We start from the raw sequence: 11,436 nt of genomic DNA, 5'->3' as shown, positions 1-11,436 counted from the left end.
GCGCGCTAGCCGATGCCGGCGATGCCGGCGAGGCCGAACCTCGAGCCGACCGGGGCCGTGTGGCAATACGTCGATTCTCGTTGGAAGATCGTTGTTTTCGAAAGTGATTGCGGCTAAGCTGAAGTGAGCATTATATCGATCTAATTCGATATATCGATGGAATCGGATCGGGCAGCCCGGCACGGTCACGAAACCGGCTCAGCGTGCCCGCCGTCCCGGCGGGATCACCGGACTCCACCCAGCACGTATGGAGCAAGCATGCGAACTTCCCCGATCCGACGCCGACTGCAGTCGACCGTCGTCGCGGCCGCAGTGGCGGTCGTTTCCTTCCTTGTCCTCAGCCCCGCCGGCGCCTCGGCGGCGCCGGACACATCGGCCTGGTACGTCATCCAGTCGCGGTCTTCAGGCCTGGTCTTCGAGATCGAGGGCGCCTCGACTGCGACCGGTGCCGGGCTCGTGCAAGCGAACCGCACGGACGCGCAGAACCAGCAGTTCCGGTTCGTCGACTCCGGGAGCGGCTACTACCGCATCCAGGCCCGCCACTCGAACCAGGTGCTGGACGTGTGGGGGCGCAGCGCCGACAACGGCGCGACCGTCGCGCAGTACACCGACCAGAACGGCACCAACCAGCAGTGGCAGGTGCAGGAGAGCGGCGGCTACGCGACCTTCGTGAACCGCTTCTCGGGCAAGGCACTCGACGTCTGGGAGAAGTCGACCACCCCGGGCTCCCGGATCAGCCAGTACACGGCCAACGGCGGTACGAACCAGCAGTTCCAGCTGATCCCCGTCGAGGGCGGCGGGGAGCCCGGCGGGGGACTTGAGGACTGCACCGGCACCGCGCCCATCGTCTGCCGCTTCGACCTCGCCCCCGGCAATTACGACGTCACCGCCGTCCTCGGCGGCAGCACGGCCGGGTCCACCACCGTCACCGCCGAGGCCCGGCGCACCATGCTCGGGGCGACGGCGACCGCCGCCGGGGAGCAGGTCACCGAGAGCTTCACCGTCAACGTGCGCAACCCGGAGGGCCAGCCGACCGGAAGCACCGGCAGCCCCGGTCTCGACCTGTACTTCGGCGGTTCGGCACCGCGGCTGAGCGATCTCACGGTGACCCCCAGCCAGTCGCAGCGGCTCTTCCTCGCCGGCGACTCCACCGTCTGCGACCAGCATGTGCGCCCGTACACCGGCTGGGGCCAGGAGCTGCCGCAGTTCTTCACCCAGGGCCTGTCGGTCGCGAACTACGCCGACTCCGGAGAAAGCTCCGGCTCGTTCCTGGCCAACTCGCGGCTCTTCCCGACGATGCGCCCGCTCATCAATGAGGGGGACGTGGTGCTCATCCAGTTCGGGCACAACGACAAGCAGACGAACGCCTCGACCTTCCGCTCCAACCTCACCCGGCTGATCGACGGCGTGCGGGCCGAGGGCGGGACGCCGGTGCTCGTCACGCCGGTCGTCCGCCGCTCGTTCAACTCCGACGGCACGCTCAACAACGGCACCGCGTTGCACGTCAACGGCGTCGGCGTCGATCTGCCCGCGGAGATGCGCCGGCTCGCCCAGCAGCAGGGTGTGGACCTCATCGACCTGACCGCGCTCAGCAAGCGGCTGGTGGAGCAGCTCGGCCCGGAGGGATCCAAGGCCCTGTTCCTCACCAACGAGGCCGGCGACAACACGCACATGTCCGAGCACGGCGCCACGGAGTTTTCGCGGCTGGTACTCGGCGAACTGCGGACCCAGGAAGTGTTCCCCGCCAGCCTGTTCCGCTGAGCTATTTGGAGCGGAGATCGATGTCGAATGGTCGGGGCCCTGCCGCAAAGGCGGCAGGGCCCCACTTCATTGAGGTCGGGATTCGGGTCAGGCCCTAGACGCGCTGGCGGGCGAAGCGCTGGTTGGTGTTGCCGGAGTAGCTCCACTGGGAGATGCGGGCGCCGTCCGCAGTGGAACGCTCCCAGACGTCCATGGCCAGGCCGGACTGGCGGTTGATGAGGCTCACGACGCCGCCACCGTGCTCCGTGAGGCGCCAGTGCTGGCTCGCGGCGCCGGTGTCGGCCCGCTGGGTGATGTCCGCGCCGCTGTCGTTGCTCGCGACCTGCAAGACCAGGCCCGAGTGCCGGGCCTTGATCTTGAAATGGCCCTCGCCCGCGTCGACGAACTCGAACTGCTGGTTGCTGCGGCCAGTGGACGACCACTGGTGCAACCGCGCCCCGGCCGCGGTGGAGATCCCGTCGATGTCCGCGTGCTTACCGCTGTGCTGGGCCACGAGGGTGTAGTACGTCGTGGGCGGCGGCACGTCCGGCCCGCCGCTCTCGCCGGCGATCAGGGTGACCAGCCCGTCGGTGGTGGCGAACTCGGAGGACTCGACCGCGGCGGTGGCCGAGGTCAATCCGGTGGCGTTGGCGCGCAGGGTGATGGCGCCCGGGGTGCGGCCGGCGCGGACGAACACGCGGTTGATCCCCGCCTCGGTCTGGACGTAGGACTTGTGGACGCTTCTCTGGATGCGGGGGTTGAATCCGCCGAGGAACGTGCCGGGACCGGTCAGTTGGAAGTCCACGCGCGACTGGTGGGTCGGCATGCGCCTGCCCTGCGAGTCGACGGCTTCGACGTCGAAGAAGGCGATGTCGGTTCCGTCCGCGACGAGTCCCTCCGGCGAGGTGTGGGCGGTCAGGCGGAGCGCGGCGGCAGCTCCGGTCGTGGCCTTGGAGGTGCGGACGATCTCGGCTCCGTTCGCGTCGTAGCCGACCGCGGTGATGGTGCCGGACTGCCAGGTGATGTTGGAGAAGGTGTACAGGAAGTCCTGCTGGCGCGAGCTGCTGTCGCCCACCTGGGTGCCGTTGACCAGCAGGCGGACTCGGCGCACCGGGGCGGAGGCCATGACGTACATCGTCTTGCGGGTGCCGGAGGGGTACGTCCAGTGGCCGATGATGTGGAGGTCGGGATCCGGGTTCTGCATGACCCGGTAGGTGAACATGGACTCCTTGGGGATGCGGACGGCGTCGACCCGGCCCGACATGCGGCAGCACTCCCAGTTGTACTGGCGGCCGTGCTGATTCGAATCGGCCCAGATCAGGGCGGCGGCCCCGGAGTAGCGCCGGTCGCCCGGCCCCTGGATCCGCTGGCCCCAGAACTCCCAGCGGGTGGAGGCGGCGTGCGTCCCGGCGAACTGCTCAGAGGTCAAGTGGTAGGTCACGTCCGGGCCGGTCTTGTAGCCGTAGTCGGGCGGGGAGGCGTTGTCCCAGACGCGCCGCGGCGCCTCGTCGCGGGTGTACTCGCTTTCGATGATGACCTTGCGGTCGCGGGCGTAGACCGAGTAGTGGCGGTTGAGCATGGTGCCGACCCACTCGGCGGCGTCGACGCACTCCTTGCCGCCCCAGTAGGGGTCGTCGGAGATCGCCCGGCATCCCATGCCGCGTCCGCCGTTCGGGTCCCAGGTCTTGCGCAGCTCCACCATCTGCCGCATGTGGGCGGCGGTGATGGCGTTGTTGCCGGCCTCCCAGAACAGGATGCTCGGATTGTTGCGAAAGTAGATGAGCACGTCGCGCATGAGCTCGACCCGCTGATCCCACTGGCGGCCGGTGACGTCCTTCTCCTTGTCGCCGGCGGGTTGGATGCTGACGATGCCGTACTTGTCGGTGGCGCGGATATTGGCCGGGTTCGCGGCAATGTGCATCCAGCGGATGAGGTTGGCCTTGGAGTCCCGGATCATCTTCCCGTCGATCTCGGTCATCCATTCGGGCACCGCGCCGCCGATGGCGGCCCATTCGTTGGTGGAGCGGATGGCGTAGCCGGTCAGGAAGACGTACTTGTCGTTGATGTAGACGCCGCCGTTGCTGGTGCCGCCGCGGTACGTGGTCTTGCGGAACCCGGTGTTGATCGAGTGCGCGTCGACCACGGTGTCGCCTTCGCTGATCAGCACTTCGACGGTGTACAGGTGTGGGTCACCGGGGGACCAGAACCGCAGATCGCCGACGCTCGTCGCAAAGGGGACGATCCGGGTCTCGCCGCCGGCGAGAGTCACGGAGGGGCCGGCGATGGTGGCCCGGACGGTGCCGTCGGGTTCGATCACCTTGGCCGACAGCGAAAGCGTGCGGCTGGAATTGAGCTCGTTGCGGATCTGCGGCTCGACGTTGATCGTGGCGGTCGCGCCGGAGATGTTGAACGCGTTCGCGTAGACGTAGGTGCCGACCGTTCGCAAGCCATTGTAGAGCGGCAGCGTGAAGTAGGTGGCGGGCACCACGTACATGCGCACGTTGCGGGTCAGGCCGCCGTACTCCGGATTGAAGTCGCGGCTGTCCCACTGGAACGGCATGTTGCTGGACTCTTCGGGGCGCCACTTGGTGTTGTCGGCCTTCACCGCGATGACGTTCTCGGCGCCGAAGCGGATCTGATCGGTGATGTCGAAGCCGAACGGTGCGACGCCGTTCTCGTACAGGCCGACGTCGGCGCCGTTGACGTACACGGTGGCGGCCTGGCGGACGCCCTCGAATTCGAGGAGCACCTTCTGGCCCCGGTGCTCTTCGGGCATGGTGAAGTGCTTGCGGTACCAGGTCACCTGCATCGCCACCGCCGACTCGCCGGAGGAGGTGATGTAGTCGTCGAAGGAGTCGACGTCGTTGTAGGTGTGCGGCACGCTCACGTCGTCCCAGCCGGAGTCGTCGAATCCGAACGACTGCGCGCCGGACACGTTGTCCTGGATGAACCTCCAGTCGGGGTTGAGACTGTAGACCGTGCGGCCGCTGGGGGTCGCCGCGTGCGCGGGCGACGCCTCCAGAAGGGTCGTGGTTCCGGTGGCGAGCGCGCCCGCACCGACCGCGGCGCCGACGAACACCGATCTTCTTCGGACACCGGGGGACTGATGGAGAGTCATGTCTTCCTCCGAGGGAGCTGCTGAAACGTTTCAAAGGCGTCGTCCGGACCGGACCGGGCCCGCGGCCGGACCAGGTCCGGCCGCGGGCATCTGCGCCGATCTAAAGGCTCCACTGCTGGTTGGTGCCGCCGTGGCAGTCGTACTGCTTGACCAAGGCGCTGTTCGTGGTTGAAGCGCTGGTCACGTCGAGGCATTTCCCGGAGTGGCGCGCGATGATCTGGGCGTAGCCGCTTCCGGAGTCGCGCACCTCGAATTGCTGGTTCGCGCCGTTCCAGCAGTCGTACTGCTGGACGGTCGCGCCGTTGGCGGTCGATGCCGAAGCGACGTCGAGACACTTCCCGGAGTGGCGCGCGACGATCTGGACGTAGCCGCCACCGGCGTCGCGCAGGTCCCATTGCTGGTTCGCGCCGTTCCAGCAGTCGTACTGCTGGACGGTCGCGCCGTTGGCGGTCGACGCGGAGGCGACGTCGAGACACTTCCCGGAGTGGCGCGCGATGATCTGGGCGTAGCCGCTTCCGGAGTCGCGCACCTCGAATTGCTGGTTCGCGCCGTTCCAGCAGTCGTACTGCTGGACGGTCGCGCCGTTGGCGGTCGACGCGGAGGCCACGTCGAGACACTTCCCCGAGTGGCGCGCGACGATCGTGTCGCCGTCGCCGGGCGGCGGCGTGCTGTCACCCGTGTACAGGGTCAGGCCCCAGGCGCTGAGCGCCTCGTTCACGGGCTGGAAGAATGTCGTGCCACCGGTGCGGCAGTTGCCCGAGCCGCCCGAGGTGATGCCTTGCGCGCTGTTCCCGGTGATGTACGCACCGCCCGAGTCGCCGGCCTCGGCGCACACGCTGGTGCGGGTCATGCCGTAGACCGGGCCCGCCTCGTAGCGGACGGTCTGGTTGAACGCCTGGACGGTGCCGCAGTGCCACCCGGTGGTCGCTCCGGAGCGGCAGACCGATGAGCCGACGGCGGCCACGTCGGAGTTGTAGACGTAGCGGGAACCGGAGTACATGTTGACGACGTTCTGCAGCGTCTGATTGGATCCCACCTCGACCCAGGCGCGGTCCGAATCGGGGAAGACCGAGGCGCGGAAGGTGCCGGGCGCGGCGGAGCCGCTGATGACCCTGACGCCCGCCTTGCCGCAGTGGCCGGCGGTGACGAATCCCTTGGTGGATCCTTGGGTGACCGCGAAGCCGACCGAACAAGCGAACCCGTTGTCCATGGAGTAGCGGTCGCCGCCGCGAACGGCGAAGGTCTGGGGCGCTTCGGCGGAGATGTCGACCCTGACCATGTCCGGGTCGACGCCCGCGGCCGTTGCCAGGTCGGTCGCGGCGGCCTCGTCCGAGGCCTCGATCACGAGGTCGTTGGACTCGACATCGATGTAGTAGCCGTGGACGTCGGCGTCCACGGCGTCGAGGTCGGCGACGGCCGCCTCGAGATCGTCCATGCTGTACTCGGCCAGGATCGGGGTCGCGCCCTCGGCGGCCAGGTCGTCGGCGTCGGCCCTGGAGGTGGTGGCGACGAGGATCTCGTCGGCTTCGTCGGAGACCCACAGGCCGGCGTAGGTGTCCTCGAATTCGGCGGGCACCTGTTCGAGCAGGTCGGAGGCGACGGCCTCGACCGCGAGGCGGTCGTAGACCTCGGAGGAGCTGAGATCGAACGTCTCGGACATCTCCTGGACCAGCTCGGGGCCGACGTTGCCGAGCAGGTCGGCCCGGGCTTCTTCGGTCTTCAGTTGGAGCGGGTCGGCCGAGGCCGGCGCCGAGCCGGCGACGAGGGCGGTAGCGGTGGCTATGGTGCATGCGGCGGTAACCGCAAGCGCGCGTTGGCGTTTCATATTGGAGTTCCTTTCAGAGGGGAGCGGAATCGGACAAGTGGCGCGCCATGCTCGCGTGCCCGTTGCGGGCCGCTGCGCGATATTCCGCTGTTGAGGGAGAAGTCGTTACCGTCGTTCGAGCGTCCAGACGGTGTTCGCGTCCGTTGCCCCGGCGTTCCACCCGACCGAGGTGCCCGATCCGTAGAGGTAGCCGCGTCCGCTTTGCTTGTTGTCGATCCGGAAGCCGCCGGACACGGGGGTGATCGCCCAGAGGGTGTCATCGCCGATCCGTTCGGTGCTCCAGATGACCTTGCCGTCCGGGTCGGAGTCGAGATACCCCCGGCCTTCGCGGACGTTGTCGATCGTCCAATAGCCGGTCTGCCGCTCGGTGAGCGTCCACAGTTGATCGTCGTAGATGCTTCCCGATTCCAGTGCGACCGCGCTGCCGTTGCCCGAGTCGAGATACTGCCCGGTCGAGACGTTGCGGAGCCGGTAGGTCTGACCGCTCTGCGGATCGGCGGCAGTGCCGGCGGGCTTGTAGGCGCGGAAGTAGTCGACGACGAACTCCTTCGGCCGGGGGTCGTTGGGGTCGAGCGGACCGGTCCAATCGGCGCGCTCGTAGATGCCCAGGTAGAACACCGCCGGGTACTTGAGCGACTGGTTGATGGTGTTCGTCAGGACGTTGTCGATGTACAGCTTGAGTTGGGTCGGAGTCCACTCGAGCGCATAGATGTGCATCTCCGTGGTCATGTCGAATCCGACGCCGACGCTTCTGGTGTCAGTCGAGAGGTTCGGATCCGACCACCTGAACAGGTTGTAGTTGAAGCGGCTCTTCCCATGGATGCCCGCGTGTTCCATGATGTCGACCTCCCCGCGCTGCTCCCACGTGTCCTGCCTGCCTGTCAGCCAGAACGCGGTGTGAATCCCGCTCTTCGCGGAGCTCTTCGCGCGGATCTCGAAGTAGCCGTAGTGGGGCGTGTACTTCATGTCCGTGGGGATCGAGTGGTCGAATGCATTGTCCTTGTGCAGGTTCGTCCGCTGCCCCGTCTGAATGCTCGAGACCTTCATGGGGTTGTCGCTGTAGTAGGTGGGCTGGTCGTCGTCGATGCGGAGCACGAGGGCGTTGTTGCGGAACCCGTATCGTGCCGTGGCCCGTTCGACGGTGGTCCGGGACTCCAGGTACTTCGGGATCCACAGATCCTGGTCCAGGCTGCCGTTGAACTCGTCGTGTCGATCGAGGATCCAACCGGGCTTCTCGAGCGGATTCGGGGGCATTTCCGCGGCGGAAGCGGGTGCCGCCACGAGCGCCGACAAGGCGAGGGCGCCGCCGCCCACGAGTAGTCCGCGGCGGCCGAACTTGACGTCTTCCGGACCGAATGCCATGGGAGTCTCCTTTGAGGAACGTCCTGCTGATGGATCGTGTGGATGGCGGGCAGGGGGCTATAGGGCACGTGCTGCCGACGTCGGGCTGGGCGGCCGTCCATGTGGCAGGGAACACTGTGGAACTTCATGATGACAACGGTTCCAGTATCTGTCAATTTACATGTATCAATATCAATGTAACGTTTTCATAACGCACAATGGATCGTTTCGGTCATCCGTCCTCGTGTGCCCGCCTGGGCACTCGAACGTGAATCGGGACCGCCCCGACACGCATGGCCCCGGCGGATTCCCCGGAGGGCCGAAAGAAGCCCGGCGGTTCCTAGCGGCGCGCCGGCCCGGTCGATTCGCGCCAGATCGCGTGTTGCAGGGGGCGCGGCGAGGGTTCGAGCTCACGGCCGGAGATCGACTTGACCAGGCTCAGTATGGCGTTGCGGCCCAGGCCTTCCAGGTTGACTTCGACGCTGGTCAGGGCCGGCGGCAGGTACTGGCACGCTTCGTTGTTGTCCCAGCCGGTGACGCTGACGTCTCCGGGAACGTCCAGGCCGCGGTCGATGAGGGCGCGGATCGCCCCCGCGGCCACGATGTCGTTGGCCGCGACGACGGCCGTCGGCATCGCCTCGTCGGAAAGCGAGTGCACCGCATCGTATCCGGACTTGCCCGACCAGTCGCCGTCGACGACCCTGACGGACTCGAGGCCGAGCCGTTCGACCGTCTCGAGGTACGCGGCCTTCCTGGCCCGCGCCGAGGCGAATCGGAGATCCCCGGCCACGTGGAAGAAACGGCGGTGCCCGAGGTCGACCAGTCCCTCCATGATCGATACCAGCGGCGAGGCGTCCGCCAGCTCGCCGATGCCGCGCATCTGGTCGTCGAAGTCGGCCGCGACGACGATCGTCTCTCCTTGCGGCGCCTGATCCTCGGCCCCGGGGGATAGCGGTGCCAGCGCCACGATGCCCTCGACCTGTCCGGTGCCAGCGATCTCGAGCATCCGCTCGGTCCTGTCCTCGGCGCCGCCGATGACGCTGACCACCTCGACCGAGAAGCCGGCCTCATGGGCGGCCTCGGTCGCGCCGTGCAGCATTCGCGCCGGGTTGAAGGCCACCGTCGGGAGGAGGATCGCCAGTCGGCCGGTCCGGCGGGTTCGCATCGACCTCGCGACCAGGTTCGGGCGGTAGTTCAGCTCGCTGACGGCCGCGTCGATGCGAGAGAGCGTGGCCGGTTTCAAGCCGTTCCTCGAGCGCAGGTAGCGGGACACCGTCTGGTGAGAGACACCGGCCAGGCGCGCGACCTCCTTGATCGTCGGTCGTCTCGATTCGGTGGAACGTTCGGTCATCCGCCTGATTTTCCTCTCACTGATCCAGTGGCCATCTTGACACGAGAGTGATCGTTCACTATCTTAGGTCGAACCGCAAATAGTGAACGATCACTATTTTTCGACGCGAAGGAGCGCCAATGCCGGGTCCCGACACCGCCCGCGGCCGGGGCGCCGCGCGCCTGCCAGAGGCGGGCTCATGAGCGCGACCACGGAACTGCGCAATCTGGGCAAGCATGGCGCGACCGCCAAGCGGCAGAACAAGACCGCGTTCCTCTTTCTGCTGCCGTGGTTCCTGGGTCTGTTCGTCGTCACGCTCGGGCCGATGCTCGCGTCGCTGTTCCTGAGCTTCACCGACTACAACCTGCTGCAGCCGGCCGAGTTCTCCGGGCTGGACAACTTCACCCGGATGCTGACGGACGAGCGCCTGCACTCCTCCCTCGGCGTCACCTTCACCTACGTCCTGGTGTCCGTCCCGCTCCAGTTGGCCCTAGCCCTGGCACTGGCCATTGTGCTGGACCGGGGAGTGCGGGGCCTGGCGTTCTACCGCTCGATGTTCTACCTGCCTTCGCTCCTGGGCGCCAGCGTCGCCATCGCGGTCCTGTGGCGGATGGTGTTCGGCGCCGACGGACTGTTCAACGAGGGTCTGGGCCTGTTCGGGATCGAGGGTCGCGGATGGATCTCCGAGCCCGAGACCGCCCTGGGAACACTGATCACGCTGAACGTGTGGACGTTCGGCTCGCCGATGGTGATCTTCCTGGCCGGGCTGCGGCAGATCCCGCGCATGTACTACGAGGCGGCCTCCGTCGACGGGGCGAGCAAGTGGCGCCAGTTCCGATCGGTGACCCTGCCGCTGCTGACGCCGATCATCTTCTTCAACCTGGTCCTGCAGATCATCCACGCGTTCCAGTCGTTCACCCAGGCGTTCATCGTCTCGGGTGGCACGGGCGGCCCGGCCGACTCCACATTGTTCTACTCGCTGTACCTGTACCAGCGCGGATTCGGGAACTTCGACATGGGCTACGCCTCGGCCCTGGCCTGGCTGCTGCTGCTCATCGTCGGCGCCTTCACCGCCATCAACTTCTGGGCTTCGAAGTATTGGGTCTTCTACAATGACTGACACCCTCGCCAAGACCACCCCGACCGCCGCCACGCCACGCGGGTCGAACCGGGCCCCAGGTCGACGGGCCTGGACCGGTCTCCGGTCGGTCCGCTCGATCGTCAAGCACGCCATGCTGATCCTGTGCGCGCTGGTGATGCTCTATCCGGTGCTGTGGATGGTCGTCAGCTCGCTACGGCCGAACGACGTCATCTTCCGCGACCCCAGTCTGTTGCTCAACGACCTGCAGACCGGGAACTACGCCGAAGGCTGGAACGCCTTCGCCGACCCGTTCAGCGTCTACCTGATCAACTCCTCGATCGTGGTCCTCGGCGCGATCGTGGGCAATCTCGTCTCGTGCTCGATGGCGGCCTACGCCTTCGCCCGGCTCGAGTTCACCGGCAAGCGGCTGTGGTTCGCCATCATGCTGCTCACGATCATGCTGCCGATCCACGTCATCATCGTGCCGCAGTACGTGCTGTTCTCCCAGCTCGGCTGGGTCAACACCTTCCTGCCGCTCATCGTGCCCAAACTGCTGGCCACCGACGCGTTCTTCGTGTTCCTGATGGTCCAGTTCATCCGCGGCATCCCCATCGAACTCGACGAGGCCGCCCGCATCGACGGCGCCGGCCACCCGCGCATCTTCGCCCAGGTGATCCTGCCGCTCTTTTTTCCGGCCACCCGCGCATCTTCGCCCAGGTGATCCTGCCGCTCATGGTGCCCGCGCTCGCGACCACCGCGATCTTCACCTTCATCTGGACCTGGAACGACTTCTTCTCCCAGCTCATCTACCTGACCGACCCGGACCTGTACACCGTCCCGGTGGCACTGCGCGCCTTCGTCGACGCCCAGGCGGGAACGAACTGGGGCGCCGCGCTCGCCATGAGCGTGGTCTCACTGGTCCCGATCTTCCTGGTGTTCCTGTTCGGGCAGCGATTCCTGCTCAGGGGCATCGCCACGACCGGCGGCAAGTAACCGACAAC

At 66.8% G+C, this 11,436-nt stretch carries 6 protein-coding genes and 1 pseudogene; 3 read left to right on the top strand and 4 right to left on the bottom strand.

The window, feature by feature from the left end; genetic code table 11:
- Positions 1 to 258: 258 nt before the first annotated feature.
- A complete protein-coding gene (locus FAB82_RS21980) occupies positions 259 to 1,761 on the top strand; it encodes an RICIN domain-containing protein (RefSeq protein WP_168801712.1) in 1,503 nt (500 codons plus the stop codon).
- Between the two features lie 94 nt (positions 1,762 to 1,855).
- Here the strand turns inward: FAB82_RS21980 and FAB82_RS21975 are convergent, their stop codons facing one another.
- The 4 genes from FAB82_RS21975 to FAB82_RS21960 all read right to left on the bottom strand — a co-directional run bounded on the left by FAB82_RS21975 (position 1,856) and on the right by FAB82_RS21960 (position 9,375).
- Complete coding sequence (locus tag FAB82_RS21975; RefSeq protein ID WP_211116767.1) at positions 1,856 to 4,858, bottom strand: RICIN domain-containing protein; 3,003 nt, start codon at positions 4,856 to 4,858, stop codon at positions 1,856 to 1,858.
- Positions 4,859 to 4,958: 100 nt separating this feature from the next.
- Positions 4,959 to 6,683, bottom strand: a complete 1,725-nt coding sequence (locus FAB82_RS21970) for an RICIN domain-containing protein (protein ID WP_136536699.1) — start codon at positions 6,681 to 6,683, stop codon at positions 4,959 to 4,961.
- Positions 6,684 to 6,788: 105 nt separating this feature from the next.
- The gene (locus tag FAB82_RS21965; RefSeq protein ID WP_136536698.1) at positions 6,789 to 8,045 is read right to left on the bottom strand and encodes a family 16 glycosylhydrolase; all 1,257 of its coding nucleotides are present in this window, start codon (positions 8,043 to 8,045) and stop codon (positions 6,789 to 6,791) included.
- Positions 8,046 to 8,364: 319 nt separating this feature from the next.
- Positions 8,365 to 9,375 carry a LacI family DNA-binding transcriptional regulator gene (locus FAB82_RS21960; protein ID WP_136536697.1) on the bottom strand — a complete coding sequence of 337 codons (1,011 nt, stop codon included), beginning with the start codon at positions 9,373 to 9,375 and terminating at the stop codon, positions 8,365 to 8,367.
- Between the two features lie 178 nt (positions 9,376 to 9,553).
- Between FAB82_RS21960 and FAB82_RS21955 the strand changes: the two genes are divergently transcribed.
- Positions 9,554 to 10,474, top strand: a complete 921-nt coding sequence (locus FAB82_RS21955) for a carbohydrate ABC transporter permease (protein ID WP_136536696.1) — start codon at positions 9,554 to 9,556, stop codon at positions 10,472 to 10,474.
- Positions 10,467 to 11,428, top strand: a pseudogene (locus FAB82_RS21950) (carbohydrate ABC transporter permease). Before FAB82_RS21955 ends, FAB82_RS21950 begins: the two are co-directional and overlap by 8 nt.
- Positions 11,429 to 11,436: the final 8 nt, after the last annotated feature.

The sequence above is a fragment of the Glycomyces buryatensis genome (assembly GCF_004912275.1).
GTDB lineage: Bacteria > Actinomycetota > Actinomycetes > Mycobacteriales > Micromonosporaceae > Glycomyces > Glycomyces buryatensis.
The sequence above is the reverse complement of the archived record's forward strand: the minus strand, read 5'-3'. Positions and strand labels throughout refer to the sequence as shown.